Genomic DNA, 17480 nt, shown 5'->3' with positions numbered 1-17480 from the left:
TCACACCCCCGGAACGGGCCGGCCCGGCACGTCGCCGGAGGGCGCGCCGACGGACGGCGGGTACTCCGGGACGGCGGGCGCCGCCGGTGTGGCGGTCTGTGCGACGTCCGTGGCGGAAGCCGCCGGGACGGCCGTGGTCGGGTCGCTCAACGTCAACTGCTGTGTGTCCGCGGCAAGTTCGCGCCGTCCCGTCCCGGCCGAGGTGTCGGTGCCCGAGGACATGTCGGCCTTGGCCGCCACCTTCATCAGGCGGCCGACGGCCATCCCCGCCAGCAGGGCGCCGCCCAGGAACGCCCCCGGACGTCGGCGGGCGAAGCCCTGCACGTCGGAGAGGACGCCTTGGACCCCCTGCTTCTCCAGGTAGTCGGCGGCCCGGTGTCCGCCGTCCGCCGCATGTGTCGCGAGACTGCGGGCGGGCGAGTCGCCCGGGGCGTTCTCCGCCAGTCCGGCGAGGTCGTCCGCCCAGTGGTGCAGCGTGCCTGCGGCCCGCCGGGTCTGTCCCTGGACCTCGTCCATCGCGCGGCTGCGCAGGTCGCCCGCGGCGGCGCCGACCTGCTGCCGCGCCTCACCCGCCACGGACTTGGCCTGGTCCACCGCCGTGCCCGCGACCTGACCGGCGGCCTGCTTGGCCTGGCCGGCCGTGGCCGAGGCCTCCGCCCTGGCCGTCTCACCCGTCTGCCGCATTCTCGTCGTGTCGCCCTGCACTGTGTCACTCATCAGCCACGCCTCCCAGCACCGCGTCAGTGATATATCCGCTCCGCAAACGAGTGACTGTTTTGTCATGGTTCACACCCATATGGCAATCGAAACTCGGGAGTTCCTGGCGGACCCGCGCCCCGGTACGTCCCACCACTCGACCGCACGGCCTTGGTTTGCCGGGGATGCGAGCGCGGCACTCGGGGCACCTACGGGCGTGCACCCCTCGAGGGTCGGAAACAGAGGCGGCCGATGACGACGATCGGTGTGGAAGAGGAGTACCTGCTGCTCGACCCGGTCACGGGACTGCCGGTGCCCCACGCGGACAAGGTGCGCGTCGCCGCGGGGCTGGGGTCCCTCACGGCCGACCGGGAAGTGCAGAGCGAGCTGCTCCAGGCGCAGGTCGAGGTGGCCACGCCGGTCTGCGGCGATCTGGAGGAGGTCGGCGGGCACCTGCTGCGGCTGCGGCACGCGGTCGGGGCCGCCGCCGAGGCGCACGGCTGCCGGATAGCGGCCTGCGGGACGCCGCCGCTGCGCCACGGCAGGCCGGTGGCCGTCACCGACCACGCCCGCTACCGCGCCATGGCCCTCCAGGCGCCCCAACTGGTGGCGGAGCAGCTGGTCAACGGCATGCATGTGCATGTGGCCGTGCCCAGCCGGGAGGCGGGCGTGCAGGTGCTGAACCGGATGCGGGTGTGGCTGCCGACGCTGACGGCGATGTCGGCGAACTCCCCGCTGTGGGACGGCCACGACACCGGGTTCGCCAGCTGGCGAACGGTGATCTTCAGCCGGTGGCCGGTGAGCGGCGTCCCCCCGTTCTTCCGTGACGCCGCCGACCACGACCGGCGGGTGGGGCGCCTCCAGGAGAGCGGTCTGATCTCGGACACGGGCCAGTTGTACTGGCAGGCCCGTCTGTCGGACCGGTATCCCACGGTGGAGGTGCGGTGCCTGGACGTTCAGCTGCGCGCTGACGACGCGGTCATGTTCGCCGGTATCGTCCGCGCGCTGGCGGAGACCGCGCTCGCCGAGGCCGCCGCCGGGGCGCCCGCCCCCGACTGCGCCCCCGAGCTGCTCCAGGCCGCCATGTGGCACGCGGCCCGCCACGGACTGAGCGACGCCTTGATCGATCCCGGCGGCGGCCGGACCCGGGCGGGTGACGTGCTGTACGAGCTGGTGCGGCACATCGGCCCCTCCCTGGAGGCGGCGGGCGACACGCGCGAGGTGACGGCCCTGATCCACCGGCTCCTTCAGGAGGGCACGGGAGCGGACCGCCAGCGCACGGCCCTCGCCGCCGGAGGCCTCCGGGCGGTCACCGACCTGATCTCGGTCGAGAGCACGACCCCGTGAGCCGAGAGCACGGCCTCGTGAGCGGTGCCCGCCAAGCGGCGCACCGGCTCGCCGCCACCCCCCGGCGCGGCCCGCGTCTGCGCTTCGACGGCTGGATCGCGGGCGTCGGCACGTCCTCCGGGACGCGGATCGTGCTGGGGCACTGGCAGCGCTCGCCGTTCGGCCCGTTCAGCGACGTGATGCTCGAACGGCCGGACGGGCGGCGCCTGCTGCTGGCGCCCACCCGGCGGACGGCCGACTTCATCGGTACGGCGTACACGTTCGACGCCGTCGAGGTCGCCTCCGTCGACGTGCGCGTCGCCGGCGACACCTGGACCGTGTCCGCCGGGCCGCTGGAGTTGCGTCTCGTCACCGGGCGGCGGGGTCTCCTGGGGTGCCTGCTGCGGGCGGTCCCCGGTGTCCTGGCCGGCCGTCCGGCGTGGAGCGCGCTCACGGACACGGTCGCCCGCGTCCTGCTGCCCGGGGTGCGCACGCGCGGCCGGGGCGCGTCGGGGCGTCGCGCCTGGTACGGCGCGCGGGACCTGCGCCCCATCCGCGGTGTGTCGGCGTTCTACGAGGGCCGCGACCTGGGCCCGGCGGCCCCCGTCGACCCGCCCGTCCGCTTCGGATTCGGATCGGCGCCGCGCACGCCGGCGGTCACCCGCATCACGACGACGGTGGAGGCTTGAGGGCGCCGGGTGAGCTCACCCGGACGAGTGGATCACCCGGCCGTTCGGCGCAGGAACCGCGGTCCGCGGGGGACGGCCGCACCGCGCCGAGGCTAGTTTCCGCTGGGCTGGTCACGCGCGGCCCGCCGCTCCCACGTGCCGCCCACCACCGCGTACCCACCGAGGGGAACCATGGCGACCTATACCGAGCCCGTCGCTCCGGTGCCGGCGGCGGAACGCCGCGGCCGGGGACAGGTGATCGTCTCCTGGCTGAGCACCACCGACCACAAGAAGATCGGTCACCTCTACCTGATCACCTCGTTCGGCTTCTTCCTCGTCGGCGGGGTGCTGGCGATGGCGATCCGGGCGGAACTCGCCCGTCCGGGCATCCAGATCCTGTCCCAGGAGCAGTACAACCAGGCGTTCACGATGCACGGCACGATCATGCTGCTGCTGTTCGCGACCCCGACGTTCGCGGGGTTCGCCAACGCGATCATGCCGCTGCAGATCGGCTCCCCGGACGTGGCGTTCCCCCGGCTGAACATGTTCTCGTACTGGCTGTTCCTCTTCGGCGGCCTGACCGTCGTCAGCAGCATCATGGTCCCCGACGGCGCCGCCGACTTCGGCTGGACCGCGTACACGCCGCTCAGCGGCGGCGAGCGCACCACCCAGCTGGGCGCCGACCTGTGGATCATGGGTCTTGCGTTCGCCGGGTTCGGCACGATCCTCGGCGCGGTCAACTTCGTCACCACCATCATCTGCATGCGCGCCCCCGGCATGACCATGTTCCGGATGCCGATCTTCACCTGGAACGTGCTGCTCACCTCGGTGCTGGTGCTGCTCGCCTTCCCGGTCCTGGCGGCCGCCCTGTTCGTCCTGGAGGCGGACCGCAAGTTCGGGGCGCACGTCTTCGACCCGGAGAACGGCGGGGCGGTCCTGTGGCAGCACCTGTTCTGGTTCTTCGGCCACCCCGAGGTCTACATCCTCGCCCTGCCGTTCTTCGGCGTGGTCACCGAGATCCTCCCGGTGTTCTCCCGCAAACCGATCTTCGGCTACATGGGGCTGGTCGGCGCGACCATCGCCATCACCGGCCTCTCCGTGACCGTGTGGGCGCACCATATGTTCGCCACCCAGGCGGTGTTGCTGCCGTTCTTCTCCTTCATGAGCTTCCTGATCGCCGTGCCGACGGGGGTGAAGTTCTTCAACTGGATCGGCACCATGTGGAAGGGCTCGATCTCCTTCGAACCGCCGATGCTGTGGGCGTGCGGCTTCCTCGTGACCTTCCTCTTCGGCGGCCTGACCGGTGTTCTGCTCGCCTCTCCGCCCATGGACTTCCACGTCACCGACAGCTACTTCGTCGTCGCGCACTTCCACTACGTGCTGTTCGGCACGATCGTCTTCGCGATGTTCGGCGGGTTCAGCTTCTGGTGGCCGAAGATGACGGGCACGATGCTCGACCACCGGATGGAGAAGGTCCACTTCTGGACGCTGTTCGTGGGCTTCCACACCACCTTCCTCGTCCAGCACTGGCTGGGCGCGGAGGGCATGCCCCGCCGCTACGCCGACTACCTCGCCGCCGACGGTTTCACCGCTCTCAACACCGTCTCCTCCATCGGCTCGTTCCTGCTGGGCCTGTCCACGCTGCCGTTCCTCTACAACGTGTGGCGGACCGCGCAGCGGGGCCGGCGGGTGGAGGTCGACGACCCGTGGGGGTACGCCCGCTCCCTGGAGTGGGCGACCTCGTGTCCGCCGCCCCGCCACAACTTCGTCACCCTGCCGCGCATCCGCTCCGAGTCCCCCGCCTTCGACCTGCACCACCCCGACCTGGCGGAGGCCGAGTACCTGGAGCACGGCGGCCGGCGCGACGCGCTGGACGCGGAGAGCCACCGGGGCGAACCGAAGTGAGGCGCGCCGGGCGGCGGACCTCGGGCGAGGACGCCGGCGGTGCGCTGGCCAACACGGTCGAGGGGTACCTGCTCGCGCGCGCCCACCACGACGAGGCACGCCGCGAGGCGGAGGAACTGTGCGGCCGTCTGCCCTGGCTGACGACGGCCCAGGCCGAGGACGTCAGCCGCCACTACGTCCGTCAGCGCATCGACCTGACCCGCCGGATGCTGCGGACGACGGTCGACCGGGCCGCCGAACTGCGCCGGGAGTACGAGGCCCGTTACGCCGCCCTGCGGCGCGAACTGCTCCGGCGCCACGTCGCGTTCGCGTCCGCGACGCTCGCCTGCGCGGCCGGGATCGGCGTGCTGGCCGGCCTGCTCAACCGCTGACGCCGCGACAGGGGTGGCGGTCAGCCGGTGCGGCCCTGGGTGCCTTCCGTCGCCTTCCCGCTCCACTTGCCGTTCGCCTCGCGCACGCCGTCGCGCCTGAGACGCACCTCCACGTGGCCGTCGGTGATGCGGGTGTCGAAGGCGGGCTGGGGCGCGGTGGCGGGGCCGCGGACGTTCCAGCCGTCGGAGAGGCGGAAGACGCTGCCGTGCCAGGGGCATTGGACGCACCCGTCGGCGACCGTGCCCTCGGACAGCGGTCCTGCGAGGTGGCTGCACCGTTCGGCGAGGGCGTGGATCTCTCCCCCGGTCTCGCGGACGACCAGGATCGGCACGTCGTCGACGACGCGCCGTACGGGTTCGCCGGCCGGGAACTCGGCGACCGCGCCGACGCGGTGCCAGGTGTCCCGGATCACGTGCGGGACCTCTTCCGCGTGGTTGGCGCCGGAGGCCTGGCGGTAGGCGAGGTGCCCGCCGAGCATGCCGCCGACCCCGACCGCCGTCAGACCCAGGAAGCCGTACGCGCGGCCGGCCGCCGTGCGGCCCTTGAGGCGGCACACGAGGGAGGTCGCGTACAGGCCCACGGCCGTCCAGTTGGCCATGGCGTGGACGAGTCCCACACGGGACTGCTCGCGGTGGAGTTCGGCCCAGTCCACGGCCCCCGACAGGGCGGCGGGAACCGCCGCGGCGAGGCCGACGCCCACCAGGAGACCGGCCTCACGGGAGCGGCCCGGTCGCGTGTCGAGCACGGCGGCGGACATCCAGCTGCCCACCGGCACCTGTACCAGCAGCGGGTGGACCGGATGCCCGAGCCACCTGCCGTGCAGCAGGTCCCGGCCGCGCCCGAGCGGCAGGGACCGGATCCCCGACTGAAGGGTGTCGATCAGCCGGTCGGCCCTCGGTTCACGCTCCAGGCGGTCCAGGAGGGCCAGCACTCGGTTCTGCTTCGTCCGACGGCGACGCTGCGTTGCGCTCATGCGCCGTCGGGTTCCCCGCCCGGCCCTGGACAAAACAGAGCGGACGGGGAGAAAGAGGGTGAACACCTGCGGTGAGGCCGGCTCACCGTGTCATGTCGCGGGCCATCCCGGTGGAACGGCCGCGACCGCCCCGGTCCGTGTCGCCCGCCGCCATGGCCGCCACGAGGGCGAGCAGCAGGGCGATGACGCCCACGATGACGTTGTTGACGATGGTGCGCGTGGTGTCCACCTCTCCGGCGACCGCCCACGGCGCGATGACGGTCCAGGCACCCAGCACGACGGCCGCCCAGGCACGGGCGTGGGTGCGTTCGTAGGCGTGCCCGAAGCCGCTCAGGAGCAGCGCGTAGGCGATGCCGGTGATCAGGTTGCTGACGGTCAGGGTGGTGAGGCCGTTGAAACCCGCGATCCAGGGGGATGCGGCCAGGTAGAGGCCGGTCAGCATGGCCATCGCCTCGACGGCCTGCCCTTGCTGGGTCGACGCGGCCCGCTCGGCGCGCTCGTGGCGCTCGCGCATCTCCAGGATGTCCGGGTGCGACTCCATGGTCGTATGGGTCCGGTCGGTCATGTTCGTCTCCTGGCGAGGGTGTGCGGTTCCGGAGCCCCCCATCGCCGCCCGGGTACCCATCGAACGGCTCCCGCCCCGGACACCGCGCACCGAATTTCCGGCGCGCCGTACGGCCGTCAGCTGTCGCCGTTCATCGCCTTGCGCACCGCGTCCTTGGTGCGGTCCATGAGGGCGGCGACGGGTCCGAGGGCGACGTTCTCGGCGGCGGACTCCACGCCGGGGTGGGGGCGGGTGGGCGCCATCGCCTCGGCCGCCTTGACGCCCTTGGCCATGGCGGCCAGGGTTCCGGCGTCGGCGGCGCGTCGCAGACGAGACCCGCGCGGGCGTGGTCGGCGGCCAGGGCCCGCCTGCGGCGCAGGTCGGCGTACAGGACGAGTCCGGCGACGAGGGCCGGCAGCTCGGCGGTGTGCAGCAGGCCGTCGGAGAACAGGCCGACGGCGGTGGTGGAGCGGTCGTAGAAGTGGTGCCAGCCGAGCAGCTGATGGAAGACGATCTCGTCGACCGCGGCCATGACGGCCGTACCGATCAGGGCGCACACCGCCAGCGACCGCCGGGGCTCGAGGCGTGCGCCGGGGTCGCCGGGGTCGCCCCGCCGGGGGGCCGGAGCACTGTTCGCCATGGTGTGCGAGTCACCCTTCGCGGCGACGTCATGCGGCCCCCCGGCGATCCCGCGTGCGGTCAGAGGTCGGGCGCCGGGCGGATCGTCACGTCCTGGTGGACGGTGACCTGGTCGATGTCGGTGAGGCGGACGGTGAGGGCCATCGTCCAGGCGCCGGGCAGGGCCAGGCGGAGCCGGTCGGCGGCCCAGTAGCCGTCGCGGTCGACGAGGTTGGCGTCCAGCGGGCCGATCTGCTGCTCGCGGTGGGTGAGCGTGAGCCGGACCTCGGGGACCGACAGGATGCCGCCGTCCGCCCCGTACACGAGGGCCTCCACGGTGTTGTCGCCGACGCGCGCGGGGGCGAACGTGATCTGCACCTTGCCGCTGCCGTTCGCGATCCCGGTGTCGAAGGGCACCATCACCATCCTCGCCGTCGGAGCGTGGGCCTCGGCGGCCATGGCGGCGTTGCGGACGGCGGCCCGGCTGGGCTCGGTGCCGGTGAGCAGCGTGGTGATCGCCAGGACCAGGACGCCGAGGACGGCTTCGAAGGCGACCGAGCGGCGCAGGGAGCGGCGGTGGCTCGCGGGGTCGGGGGCCGGCTCGTCGGGGGCCGCCCGGTCGGGCGCCGGGTCGGCGGGGTCCGCCGGCGTCGGCTCGGTGTCGACTGCGGCGTCGGCGTCGGCGCCGTCGTCGGCTTCGACGGGGGTGGCGGCTTCGGTTTCCGCCTCGACGGAGGCGGTGGTGGCGGCTTCGGAGGGCGCGTCGGCGGGCGGCGGCCCGGCCGGGACGGTTTCCACCACTCGCCGGCGGGCCGTCTCCGGGACCGCCTCGGGGACGACCTCGGGGGCCGTCCGCGCCGGTTGCGGCTGGAGGAGCCGGGCGGTCAGCTGGCGGGAGAAGGAGGCCACCGTCAGCACCAGGACCACGGCGCTGGCCTTCAGGGTGAGGAGCCGGCCGTAGTCGGTGGTGCTCAGGGCGGCCGGCGAGCCGACCTGGCGCCAGGACTGGTAGAGGCCGGTCACGACCAGGACGACGACCGAGGCGAACGCCAGGCGGGAGAAGCGGGCCACCGCCGGCGCCGGGACCTCGGAGCCGGCGGGCGCCCGGTACAGGGCGACCGCGAGCGCGGCCAGGCCGCCCAGCCACACCGCCATGGCCAGCAGGTGCAGCACGGAAACGGGGATCGCCAGCGGGACCTGGATGCCGGCGGACGCGTGCTCGGCGGCCGCCCAGGTCAGGGCGAGGGCGACGGCGGTCAGCGCGCCCGCGGCGCGGACGCCGGCGCCCGTCGCGTCGCCGAGCCGGGCGCCGTACTTCCTCAGCGCGACGCCCACCGCGACGAGCAGGACCAGCCGGGCGCCGAGCGCCAGCCCCGTCCTGCCGGTGATCGTGCCCTCGAGGAGCGACGGGTCGAAGACGGAGGCGAGGCTGCCGCCGGACTCGTACGGGCCGCGCAGCGCCAACAGCAGGGCGGTGACGGCGGTCAGCGTGGCCCAGCCGGCCGTCAGCAGCCGGCGCAGCGGACGCAGGCCCGCTGCTGCCGGCCAGCACGCCGCCACGAACAACGTGACGCCGATCAGCAGGGCCAGGCCGCCGTAGGCGACGTAGCGGACAGCGTCGTAGAGGCGGGAGGCGGCGGTGCCGTCCGGGGAGTCGGCGGCCGGCACGGCGGTGGAGAAGGAGGGCCGGCCGAGCGAGAAGGTGAAGGCGCCGGAGATCGGGTGGCCGTCGGCGGAGACGACCCGCCACCCCACGGTGTAGGTGCCCTCGGGCAACTTGCCGGCCAGCCTCACCTCGGCGGTGTCGGACGTGCCGGACGCGTGCCGCACGGGCCCTTCGTCGACGCGCAGGCTCTCCGGGGACAGCACCCGCAGCGAGCCCGCGGAGAGGCCGACGGCCTCGGAGAAGGTGAGGGTGATCCGGTCGGGCGCGGTCTTGATCACCGAGGAGTCGGCCGGGACGGCGCGCACGAGCGTGGAGTGGGCGGCGGCCGGGCTCGCGCCGCCGGCCAGGAGGGCGAGCACGGCGCCCGCCAGGAGCAGGAGGGCGGTCAGCCGGGAGCGGGACGACCGGCGCGCCGCCGGGGCGGCGAGAGCGGCCGTCATGACGCGCTCGGAGCGGTGGTCGGGGCCGTGGTGGGTGCGGTGGTCGGGGCCGTGGACGGGCCGATTCCGCCCAGTCGGCGGATCGTTCCGCCGAGCTTGGTGCGGAACCGTTCCAGCATCTCGGGCTCCTTCGCGCTGACGATCCACCGCGTGCCGACGAGGTAGGTGCCGCCGTAGACGGCCGCGGAGTCCAGCCAGGCCTCGGTGAACCGGTCCTCGGGGAAGGTGGTGATGAGGTAGTCGATCTCGGGGGTGTGGCAGACGCCCTGGCGCAGCTCGTCCGCCTCGATGCGGATCTTGGGCGTGCAGCCGGTGAGGCCGGCGATCACCTCGACCTTCGCGGGCGCCACTACACCGGCCGCGGGGGCGGCGGAGATCTTCGCGGGATCGCCGTCGCCTGCCGCGTTCTTGTCCGTTCCGCCGTCGGCGCCGCTGCACGCCGTGGCCAGGGGCAGCAGGGCCAGGCTCAGGGCGAGGGCCGCCCCGCGTATGGAGCGGGCGGGGTGGGGGGTCCGGCCGGTGCGTCCTCGCTGCGGCTGTCGTGGCACGTGCCTCTCCGTATCAGGTGGGGGCCTGCCCGTGGGGGCGGGCAGGGGGGCGGTTTGTTGCAGGGGGTACGGATGAACGGGATGCGGCGTTCACCCCGGTATGTGACCCGGGTATGTCACCTGGGTGCAGTGAAGGCGGGTACCGCGAGCAAGGGGGCGGGCGAACGGGGGTGCGCGGACGCCGCAAAGGGGGTGCGACGGCTCAGCGGCGGAAGGACTGCAGGGCGCTCAGCGCGGGCGCTCGGCCGCCGCCCGGGTCGCGGACGTCCCGCGCGGCACGGGAACGCGCGGGGTCTGGCGCGGCGGAGTTCACGTGGGCCTCGTCCACGCTCACGTCGGCGGCGAGCGCGGACGCCCCGTCGGGGTGGCCGGAGCGAGCGGGCAGGACGAGGGCGTCGGACTGGGCCTCGTGGTGCGGCGCGCCGAGGGCGCCGCCGTGCAGCGCAGCGGCCACGGGCACTCGGCCGGCGTCGGACCTCTCGGGCCCGTCGTGCGGCTTGCTCTCCCCGTCGCCGGGAACCACCGTCGCCGCCACCGGGTTCACCGGGGCGGCGAAGAAGTGGTGCGGTGTGCCGAGGTGCAGCAGGACGGCCGCGGCGAGCAGCACGAGGGCTGCGGCCATGCGACGTACCACCACTGACGCCCCGACTCCTCGACCTGCTCGTGAGCGGTGACCGCTCTCGGCCGCCGGCTGGCGCCGGCGGTCTGAACGTTACCGGTCCGGGCCCTGCGGGCAGCGCGAACGTCCGGGGAGCGGGAGTGACATGGACGACACCGGCAACGCCCCCACGGGGTCAGAGCACGGGTTCGCGGGCGACGTAGCAGTCACCGGCGTCGTCGGCGACGGCGCTTCCCCCACCCCCCGCCGTCCCGCCGCCGCTCGTCCCGCCGCCTGCCGATCCTCCCCCGGCCGGCGTCGCGTCGTCGGCCGGGGGCGACGGGGGGAACTGGGGGGTACGCGCCGCCTCGGCCAGGACGCGTACCTTCAGGCACTCCGGCGGGGGGCGGGAGGCCGCGAGGGCGAGCCAGGCCGCGGCCTCCTGGTGACGGACCGTCTCACGGGCGCACTCGGGGCACTCGGCGCAGTGGCGGCGGAAGGCCTCCCGTTCCTCCTGGTCCAGCGCGTCCATGGCATAGGCGCCGCTGAGGTCGATCGCGTCGTCCTTCGTCATCGGGGGGCTCCCAGGCAGTGCCGCATATAGGTCAGTGCCCTGCGCAGACGGCTCTTGACGGTGCCCAGCGGCAGGGACAGGACTGAGGCGACCTCCGCGTGGGTCAGGCCCCGGTAGTAGACGAGCAGCACCGGCTGAAGGAGTTCGGCGGTGAGCTGCCGCAGGCAGGTGCGGATCTCCTCGCGTTCGCCGAGCGCCTCCACGGCTTCCGCGACGTCGTCGAAGGCGGGCACCGACTCCCGCTGGGAGACGGTGCGTTCGCGTTCGGCGGCGCGGCGCACGGTGCGGACGCAGTCGACGGCGCGGTGGTGGGCGATGGTCATCATCCAGGTCATGGCGTGCCCGCTCTCCGGCCGGTAGCGGGGGGCTGTCTGCCACACCTCGAGCATGACCTCCTGGGCGACCTCCTCGGCGCGGGCCGGGTCCCGCAGGACCTGGCAGGCCAATCCGTAGATCGGGCCGGCGACCGCGTCGTACAGACGGGTGAAGGCGTCCTGGCTGCCCTCGGCCACGGACAGCAGCAGCCGGTCGGTCTCGGAGGCATCGATGTGCTGCGCCCAGGAGGCTTGTCGCTTCGCCACACCCTCTCCCGCCTGCGCGCCTGCCCCGGCCTCACCGCCGGGTTCATGTGTCCCTCTTCACAGTCTCCGAGGCACGGCCCTCGGCCGCATCTCGCAGGGGCGCGGAGTCCGCCGTCCGGGAACCGGTCCAGGCCTCGTCGTCCTGGAGGGGGCGGCCGGTCCACAGGTCGGGGGAGGCGACGGGGGGCGCGGTGCGGGCGGCCAGGGAGCCGGCGGCGTCGGACTCGACCGGGCCGAGGACCTCTGCGCCGAACAGGGCCTGCACCCAGTTGGCCTGGTAGACGGTTTCGAGGTAGCGCTCTCCGAGGTCGGGGGCGATGGCCACGGCGGTGAGGCCGGGTGTGCCGTGCCGGGCCAGCCAGCGCATCGCGCCGCTGACGACGGTGCCGGTGGAGCCGCCGAAGAGGAAGCCGCGCCGGGCCAGCCGGCGGCACGCGCGGATGGTGTCCGCCTCCTCGACGTGGACGGCCTCGTCGACGTACCCCTCGTCGAGGAGCGGGGGGCGGACGCTCATGCCGAGGCCGGGGATCATCCGGCGGCTCGCCTCGCCGCCGAAGGACACCGAGCCGACGCTGTCCACGGCGACGATGCGCACGGGGCGGTGCCATTCGCGGAACCAGCGGGCGCAGCCCATCAGGGTGCCGGTGGTCCCGGCGCCGATGAACAGCACGTCCAGCCGGGGGAACGAGCGGGCGATGGCGGGGGCGGTCTGGTGGTAGTGGGCCTGCCAGTTGCCCGGGTTGGTGTACTGGCTGAGCCACAGGTAGCGGTCGTCCGAGGCGCAGAGCGAGCGGACGTAGTCGAGGCGCGCGCGCAGGAAGCCGCCGTGGGCGCTCGGCTCGGTGATGACGTGGACGTGCGCGCCGAGGGCCTCCATCAGGAGCCTCGTGGACAGGTTGCAGCGGGAGTCGGTGACGCACAGGAACGGGTAGCCCTTGCTCGCGGCGATCATGCTGAGGGCGACGCCCATGTTCCCGGAGGAGGACTCGAGCAGGACGGACCGCGATGTCAGGGCTCCCTGGCGTTCGGCGGACTCCACCATCTCCGTGGCGGGCTTCAGCTTGATCGACCCGGCGAAGTTGAAGCCCTCGCACTTCAGGAAGAGTTCGCCTCCCAGCACCGATCGGAGATCGACGTAGAGGTCCTCCTCGTTGAAGGTGTAGGGGTCCGATATGACTGACACGATGGCCTCCGCGGGTTGAAGGTCGGCCGGGGGCCGGATGGCGTTCATCCGTACCTGTTCAGTTCGTGGAAGAAGTCGTCGACTATGTGCAGCTCCCGGGAGGCGGCCACCTCGTCGTGGACGTACTTGCCGACCGCGAGGTCGAGCACGCCGAGGCCGAAGGGCGAGAACACCGTCGTCCGGTCCGTCGGTGGCGTGAGGCGTCCGGCCAGCACGTCCGCCAGGGTCCCGGTGACGAAGTCGCGTCGGCCGGTCAGCTGTTCGGCGAGGTGGACGGAGGTCTGCGCGGTCAGGCAGTGGTCGACGTCGTCGACGAGGTTGGCGGAGGCGAGGACGACCTCGGGGGCGAGGTCGCGCAGGGACAGGTGCAGTACGAGCGGGTGGTGGGCGAACCACGAGGGCGCGTGGATGTGCGGCCGGGCGGCGACGGTGGCGAAGACGACCAGGTCGCTCGCGCGGATCAGCGCCTCGGGGCTGTCGTGCACGACGATGTCGCCCGGGGCGCCGGACCGCTCCAGGTAGCCGCGGAACCCGTTCGCGCTGTCGGCGGACAGGTCGTGGACGCCGATGGCGTCGAAGGACCAGCCGGTGCCGGTGAGGAAGGTGTGGACGTAGCGGGCGATCAGGCCGCAGCCGATGAACCCGACGTGGGCGGGGCGGGGCCGGCCGGCGCTGAGCCGGTCCGCGGCCAGCGCCGCGGACGCCGCCGTGCGGGTGGCGCTCACGATGGAGGCCTCCATGCAGGCGAAGGGGTAGCCGGTGTCGTGGTCGTTGAGGATGAGCACCGCCGACGCCCTCGGCACGCCGGCCGTCACGTTCTGCGGGAAGCTGGAGATCCATTTGATTCCGTCCACCGGTGTCCGGCCGCCGATCGAGGCGGGCAGCGCGATGATCCGCGAGGTGGGGCGGTCTGGGAAGCGCAGGAAGTTCGACGGCGGGTTCACCGTGTCGCCGGCGTCGTGGAGCCGGTAGACGGCCTCGACGAGTTCCACGATCTGCTTCTCCCGCCCGCGCAGGGCGTCGCGGACCTGTGCGCCGGGGACGACCGCGAAGGGCGGCACGGCGGCCGGGGTCGCGTCGTCGCGGGGGGCCGTCGTCATACGGGGGTCACCTCCACGGTGGGCGAGCAGTCGGCCAGCCGGACGGGGTCCGCCATCGCGACGAGCACCTCGCGCGGCCCTTCGTAGGGCTCCCGGCTGTGGGCGGTGCGGACGTTGTCGACGAGCATGAGGTCGCCGGACTGCCACGGCTCGCGCACGGTGTGCGCCTCGTACACCTCGTTGAGCAGGCGGACGGTGTCCTCCTCCAGGGGTGTGCCGTCCCCGTAGCGGGTGTTGAACGGCAGCCCGTCGGCGCCGTAGACGTCCACCAGGTACTCGCGGATCTCGGGGGCGAGGGTCCACTCGTTGAGGAAGGCGATCTGGTTGAACCAGCAGCGCCGGCCGGTGACCGGGTGGCGTACGACGGCGCTGCGGCGCTGCCGGGTGCGCAGTCCGCCGTCGGGCTGCCACTCGAAGGCGATGGCCGAGGCGCGGCAGTAGGCCTCGATCGCGGCGCGGTCCTCGGTGCCGAAGGAGTCGGCGAGGGAGGCGCCGATGTCCTCGTTGTAGGTGCGGGTGAGGAGCCAGCCCTGCCGCAGGAAGCGTTCGACGAGGTCGGTGGGCAGCGCGCCGAGGACGGTCGTCGCGTCGGCGAGGGCGGTGGCTCCGCCGGCGACGGGGGCCTCGATGCAGGCGAACAGCATCAGCCCGGGGAACTCCAGGGTGTAGCTGAGTTCGTGGTGCATGCACATGGGCTGGCTGGGCGGCCACTTGGCGGAGGAGTAGACGCCGCCGGGGTAGGTCCGCCGGGCCGCGAAGGCCTCCCTCTCGGTCATGGGCGGGCCGCCGGCCAGCTCGCGCAGGACGGCCCCGGCCGTGTCCGGGTCGCCGAGCGCGAGGCCGCGGACGAGGACCGCGCCGTGCTCGGTGACGACGGCGCGCAGCGCGTCCCGGTGCTCGGCGGCCCAGCTCGCCGCGTCGCCGGTGAGGTCGGCGCGCAGGACGGGAGGTCTGCCGGGCCGCAGGTCGACGCCGGGCGGCGACAGGGGGATCGAGGACGGCATCTCGGTCTCCTTCCGGAGGCGGTGAGGCGGTGGGCTCTGTCGGTGGCGTCCGGGCCGTGTGGTCCGCGCCGTGCGGTCTACGTCGTGGTCGTACGGTCCGGGCGGCGCGGACCGGGGGAAGCGGGCGCCGGCGTGCTCTGCCGTTCGTCGACCGTGCGGGCCAGGTCGGCGAGGACCGGGTGGCGGGTGAGGTCGGTGAGGTCCACCGCGCGGTCGAGGGCGATCGCGAGCCGGACGGCGGCGAGGGAGGTGCCGCCCTGGTCGAAGAAGTGGTCGTGGCGGCGGACGCGGTGCTCGGGTACGTCCAGCACCTGGGCCCATGCTGCGGCCAGGCGCCGCTCGGTCGGGGTGCGGGGGGCGTCCCGTTCCGGGCCGCCGGCTCCGGACTCGGCGGTGGTGGGCGCGCCGGCGGGTTCGTCCGCGCCGAGCCGGGCGGCGAGCGCGGTGAGCGCCTTGCGGTCGGTCTTGCCGTTGGCGGTCAGGGGCAGTTCGTGCCGCCAGTGGAAGTCGGAGGGGACCATGTAGGCGGGCAGGGACTCGCCGAGCCGGGCGCGCAGGGCGGCGTCGTCCAGCGGGTGCGGGCCGGCGTAGAAGGCCGCCAGGCGTCCGCCCCTTCCGGCGCCGTCGGTGGCGACCACCGCCCCGTCGCGTACCCCGGGTACCCGCAGGAGGGCGTTCTCGACCTCGCCGATCTCGATGCGGAAGCCGCGGATCTTGACCTGGCTGTCTCGGCGGCCGAGGAAGTCGAGCTTCCCGTCGGGCAGCCAGCGGCCGTGGTCGCCGCTGCGGTAGAGCCGTTCGCCGGGGCGGTGCGGGTCGTCGGTGAAGGCGATCCGGGTGCGCTCGGGGTCGTTGACGTAGCCGCGTCCGACGCACACCCCGGAGAAGACGATCTCGCCGGGCGCGCCCAGCGGCACCGGCGCCAGGTGCTCGTCGACGACGTACACGCGGACGTTGTTGACGGGGCGGCCGAGCGGGACGCGGTCGCCGTCGGGCGGCCGGTCCATCACCTCGTGGTTGGTGTCGTCGGAGGTCTCGGTGAGCCCGTAGGCGTTGACCAGCGGGATCCGGGGCTGGGCCGCGAACCAGCGCTGGGCCTGCTCCTTCTTCAGGGCTTCGCCGGTGACCGACACGCGGCGCAGGGCGGGCAGGGTCCGCGGGTGGCGTTCCAGGTAGGCGAGGACGGCGTCGAGATACGAGGGGACGACCTGGAGCACGCCGACGCGGCCGCGTTCGACGGTGTCGACGAACCGGGGGACGTCGAGGATCGCCTCCTGTTCCACCAGCAGGGTGCTTCCGCCGGCCAGGAGCCCGGCCAGCAGCTGCCACAGGGAGATGTCGAAGCACTGGGGCGCGGTCTGGGCGACCACGTCCTTCTCGCCGATGCCGAGGTCGTCGATCTTGGCGTGGAGGTGGTTGAGCAGGCCGGCGTGCTCGCACATGGCGCCCTTGGGTTCGCCGGTGGAGCCGGAGGTGAAGAAGAGGTAGGCGAGCTGTCCGGCGGCGACGGGCACGCCGAGGTCGCCGGCGGGGTGGTCCTCCGCGTACGCCTCGCCCACGGGCAGCGCCCGGACGGCGGGCAGGGCGTCCAGGGCCCGGTCGAGGGTGGCGGCGGCGCCCTCCTCGGTGAGCACCAGGCGGCAGCCGGCGCGGGAGAGCATGGTGGCGATGCGGTCGGCCGGGAAGTGCGGTTCGACGGGCAGGTAGGCGCCGCCCGCTTTGAAGACCGCGAGGACGCACGCGGCCCAGTCGAGGGTGCGTTCGGTCACCACCGCGACCACGTCCTCGGGGCGGAGGCCGCGCGCGAGCAGGGCGCGGCCCAGCCGGTTGGCCCGCTCGTCGAGTTCGCGGTAGGTCCAGCGGTGGTCGCCGCGGGCGACGGCGACGGCGTCGGGGTGGGCGCGAACGCGTTCCTCGAACAGTTCGTGGACGCGGCGGTCGGGCAGCTCGCGGCGGGGGCCGGCGAGGCCGTCGAGCTGGAAGCGGAGCTCCTCGGGCGACAGCAGGCTCTGCCGGTCGTGCGGGGCGTCCGGGTCGGCGGCGATCAGCCGGAGCGCGGTGAGGTGGTAGCCCGTGATGCGGGCGGCGCTCCCGGCGTCGAGCGCGTCGGTCCGGTAGCGCAGGCGCAGCAGGGGGCGGCCGTCGTGTCGGGGGAGTTCCAGGCGCAGCACGGCGTCCTCGGGCAGTTCGCCCGCCGCGCCGGTCGGGTCGAACACGGCCTCGGTCGAGGGCCCGGTGCGGCCGAGTTCCCTTCGGAGCGCGTCCACGGGGAAGTCCTGGTGGATCACCAGGGCGACGGCGGCGCGGTGGGCGTGTTCCACCAGCGTGCGCCAGGGGCCGGGGTCGACGGTCAGCGGGCAGGGCAGCGGCCGGCCGCCCTCGGCGACGACGTGCGCGGTGGTGACCTCCCGCTCGCCGGAGAGGGCGGCGAGCACCTTGGCGTGGGCGGCCAGCAGCACCGAGCCGAGGAGCGGGTCGCCGGGCAGGCCGGTCGTCCGGAGCGCGGTGAGCAGGTCGTCGGGGATCGGGGTCTCGTGCACGGCGGTCCCGTGGGCGGCCGTGCGGCCGGCGCCGGCGGTCCGCCACCGGGGGACGGTGGTGGCCCCGCCCGAGGCCAGGACGTTCTGCCAGTGCTCCCGGCCGGCCTGGGTGATGAGCGTGGGTGTCGATGTCGCCATGCGGAC

The 17480-nt window shown here is 73.8% G+C and carries 16 protein-coding genes and 2 pseudogenes; 4 read left to right on the top strand and 14 right to left on the bottom strand.

Going from position 1 to position 17480, the window contains the following annotated elements:
• Positions 1–717: a hypothetical protein gene (locus tag EV567_RS14770; protein WP_130440070.1), complete on the bottom strand. Its 717-nt coding sequence runs from the start codon at positions 715–717 to the stop codon at positions 1–3.
• A gap of 231 nt (positions 718–948) precedes the next feature.
• Between EV567_RS14770 and EV567_RS14765 the strand changes: the two genes are divergently transcribed.
• The 4 genes from EV567_RS14765 (at position 949) to EV567_RS14750 (ending at position 4966) form a co-directional block, all read left to right on the top strand.
• Positions 949–2043: a glutamate--cysteine ligase gene (locus tag EV567_RS14765; protein WP_130440068.1), complete on the top strand. Its 1095-nt coding sequence runs from the start codon at positions 949–951 to the stop codon at positions 2041–2043.
• A 17-nt stretch (positions 2044–2060) separates the two neighbouring features.
• Positions 2061–2711, top strand: coding sequence for a hypothetical protein (locus EV567_RS14760; RefSeq protein WP_347400495.1), 651 nt, complete (start codon positions 2061–2063; stop codon positions 2709–2711).
• A gap of 171 nt (positions 2712–2882) precedes the next feature.
• Positions 2883–4595, top strand: a complete 1713-nt coding sequence (ctaD, locus tag EV567_RS14755) for a cytochrome c oxidase subunit I (RefSeq protein WP_207228773.1) — start codon at positions 2883–2885, stop codon at positions 4593–4595.
• Positions 4592–4966: a hypothetical protein gene (locus tag EV567_RS14750; protein WP_242620811.1), complete on the top strand. Its 375-nt coding sequence runs from the start codon at positions 4592–4594 to the stop codon at positions 4964–4966. Before ctaD ends, EV567_RS14750 begins: the two co-directional genes overlap by 4 nt.
• Before the next feature lie 20 nt (positions 4967–4986).
• Here the strand turns inward: EV567_RS14750 and EV567_RS14745 are convergent, their stop codons facing one another.
• The 13 genes and pseudogenes from EV567_RS14745 to EV567_RS14690 all read right to left on the bottom strand — a co-directional run bounded on the left by EV567_RS14745 (position 4987) and on the right by EV567_RS14690 (position 17474).
• Positions 4987–5940, bottom strand: a complete 954-nt coding sequence (locus tag EV567_RS14745; protein WP_130440066.1) for a Rieske 2Fe-2S domain-containing protein — start codon at positions 5938–5940, stop codon at positions 4987–4989.
• Positions 5941–6022: 82 nt separating this feature from the next.
• The gene (locus EV567_RS14740; RefSeq protein WP_242620810.1) at positions 6023–6505 is read right to left on the bottom strand and encodes an SPW repeat protein; all 483 of its coding nucleotides are present in this window, start codon (positions 6503–6505) and stop codon (positions 6023–6025) included.
• Between the two features lie 116 nt (positions 6506–6621).
• Positions 6622–6813 (bottom strand): annotated as a pseudogene (locus tag EV567_RS28160) (hemerythrin domain-containing protein); the annotation flags it as partial.
• Between the two features lie 5 nt (positions 6814–6818).
• Positions 6819–7124: pseudogene (locus EV567_RS28400) on the bottom strand (DUF2243 domain-containing protein); the annotation flags it as partial.
• A 59-nt stretch (positions 7125–7183) separates the two neighbouring features.
• Positions 7184–9208: a copper resistance CopC/CopD family protein gene (locus EV567_RS14730; protein WP_130440062.1), complete on the bottom strand. Its 2025-nt coding sequence runs from the start codon at positions 9206–9208 to the stop codon at positions 7184–7186.
• A complete protein-coding gene (locus EV567_RS14725; RefSeq protein WP_242620809.1) occupies positions 9205–9756 on the bottom strand; it encodes a hypothetical protein in 552 nt (183 codons plus the stop codon). The genes EV567_RS14730 and EV567_RS14725 overlap by 4 nt, the downstream gene beginning before the upstream one ends.
• A gap of 202 nt (positions 9757–9958) precedes the next feature.
• Positions 9959–10378, bottom strand: a complete 420-nt coding sequence (locus EV567_RS14720; protein ID WP_130440060.1) for a hypothetical protein — start codon at positions 10376–10378, stop codon at positions 9959–9961.
• Between the two features lie 172 nt (positions 10379–10550).
• Positions 10551–10928: a zf-HC2 domain-containing protein gene (locus EV567_RS14715; RefSeq protein ID WP_130440058.1), complete on the bottom strand. Its 378-nt coding sequence runs from the start codon at positions 10926–10928 to the stop codon at positions 10551–10553.
• Positions 10925–11509 (bottom strand): sigma-70 family RNA polymerase sigma factor, encoded by a 585-nt coding sequence (locus tag EV567_RS14710; protein ID WP_130440056.1) that lies wholly within the window; start codon positions 11507–11509, stop codon positions 10925–10927. Before EV567_RS14710 ends, EV567_RS14715 begins: the two co-directional genes overlap by 4 nt.
• A 43-nt stretch (positions 11510–11552) precedes the next feature.
• Positions 11553–12692, bottom strand: a complete 1140-nt coding sequence (sbnA, locus tag EV567_RS14705) for a 2,3-diaminopropionate biosynthesis protein SbnA (RefSeq protein ID WP_130440054.1) — start codon at positions 12690–12692, stop codon at positions 11553–11555.
• A gap of 44 nt (positions 12693–12736) precedes the next feature.
• Positions 12737–13792: a 2,3-diaminopropionate biosynthesis protein SbnB gene (gene sbnB, locus EV567_RS14700; protein ID WP_130440052.1), complete on the bottom strand. Its 1056-nt coding sequence runs from the start codon at positions 13790–13792 to the stop codon at positions 12737–12739.
• The gene (locus tag EV567_RS14695) at positions 13789–14796 is read right to left on the bottom strand and encodes a TauD/TfdA family dioxygenase (RefSeq protein ID WP_130440050.1); all 1008 of its coding nucleotides are present in this window, start codon (positions 14794–14796) and stop codon (positions 13789–13791) included. Before EV567_RS14695 ends, sbnB begins: the two co-directional genes overlap by 4 nt.
• A 77-nt stretch (positions 14797–14873) precedes the next feature.
• Positions 14874–17474 (bottom strand): amino acid adenylation domain-containing protein, encoded by a 2601-nt coding sequence (locus EV567_RS14690; RefSeq protein ID WP_130440048.1) that lies wholly within the window; start codon positions 17472–17474, stop codon positions 14874–14876.
• Between the last annotated feature and the right edge of the window lie 6 nt (positions 17475–17480).

The sequence above is a fragment of the Streptomyces sp. BK239 genome (genome assembly GCF_004217285.1).
Lineage (GTDB): Bacteria > Actinomycetota > Actinomycetes > Streptomycetales > Streptomycetaceae > Streptomyces.
The sequence above is the reverse complement of the archived record's forward strand: the minus strand, read 5'-3'. Positions and strand labels throughout refer to the sequence as shown.

Coding starts and splice junctions, on each gene's coding strand:
- EV567_RS14770 (WP_130440070.1), bottom strand. CDS start 717: ATGAGTGACACAGTGCAGGGCGACACGACGAGAATGCGGCAGACGGGT.
- EV567_RS14765 (WP_130440068.1), top strand. CDS start 949: ATGACGACGATCGGTGTGGAAGAGGAGTACCTGCTGCTCGACCCGGTC.
- ctaD (WP_207228773.1), top strand. CDS start 2,883: ATGGCGACCTATACCGAGCCCGTCGCTCCGGTGCCGGCGGCGGAACGC.
- EV567_RS14745 (WP_130440066.1), bottom strand. CDS start 5,940: ATGAGCGCAACGCAGCGTCGCCGTCGGACGAAGCAGAACCGAGTGCTG.
- EV567_RS14740 (WP_242620810.1), bottom strand. CDS start 6,505: ATGACCGACCGGACCCATACGACCATGGAGTCGCACCCGGACATCCTG.
- EV567_RS14730 (WP_130440062.1), bottom strand. CDS start 9,208: ATGACGGCCGCTCTCGCCGCCCCGGCGGCGCGCCGGTCGTCCCGCTCC.
- EV567_RS14720 (WP_130440060.1), bottom strand. CDS start 10,378: ATGGCCGCAGCCCTCGTGCTGCTCGCCGCGGCCGTCCTGCTGCACCTC.
- EV567_RS14715 (WP_130440058.1), bottom strand. CDS start 10,928: ATGACGAAGGACGACGCGATCGACCTCAGCGGCGCCTATGCCATGGAC.
- sbnB (WP_130440052.1), bottom strand. CDS start 13,792: ATGACGACGGCCCCCCGCGACGACGCGACCCCGGCCGCCGTGCCGCCC.
- EV567_RS14695 (WP_130440050.1), bottom strand. CDS start 14,796: ATGCCGTCCTCGATCCCCCTGTCGCCGCCCGGCGTCGACCTGCGGCCC.
- EV567_RS14690 (WP_130440048.1), bottom strand. CDS start 17,474: ATGGCGACATCGACACCCACGCTCATCACCCAGGCCGGCCGGGAGCAC.